The organism is Pantoea sp. Fr-CA_6, from assembly GCF_024520895.1.
Taxonomy (GTDB): Bacteria; Pseudomonadota; Gammaproteobacteria; order Enterobacterales; family Enterobacteriaceae; genus Pantoea; species Pantoea agglomerans.
In genome coordinates, this window is the sequence record NZ_JALNPO010000037.1 from 1 (window position 1) to 552 (window position 552).

General features: G+C 52.2%; 1 rRNA gene. It reads left to right on the forward strand.

The features are described from left to right. Nucleotides 1–95: 95 nt before the first annotated feature. Nucleotides 96–552, forward strand: a 16S ribosomal RNA gene (locus NR201_RS22500); the annotation flags it as partial.

A 552-nucleotide genomic window follows, 5' to 3' on the forward strand; every position in this document is an offset into this window, starting at 1 on the left:
AAAAAATATCAAGCCTCACGAGTGAACACATAATGAAATTCATTATGACGTTTTACAGATGAGCACCGCTTAACTTGTTTAAGCAAATCAAACTTAAATTGAAGAGTTTGATCATGGCTCAGATTGAACGCTGGCGGCAGGCCTAACACATGCAAGTCGGACGGTAGCACAGAGGAGCTTGCTCCTTGGGTGACGAGTGGCGGACGGGTGAGTAATGTCTGGGGATCTGCCCGATAGAGGGGGATAACCACTGGAAACGGTGGCTAATACCGCATAACGTCGCAAGACCAAAGAGGGGGACCTTCGGGCCTCTCACTATCGGATGAACCCAGATGGGATTAGCTAGTAGGCGGGGTAATGGCCCACCTAGGCGACGATCCCTAGCTGGTCTGAGAGGATGACCAGCCACACTGGAACTGAGACACGGTCCAGACTCCTACGGGAGGCAGCAGTGGGGAATATTGCACAATGGGCGCAAGCCTGATGCAGCCATGCCGCGTGTATGAAGAAGGCCTTCGGGTTGTAAAGTACTTTCAGCGGGGAGGAAGGCGA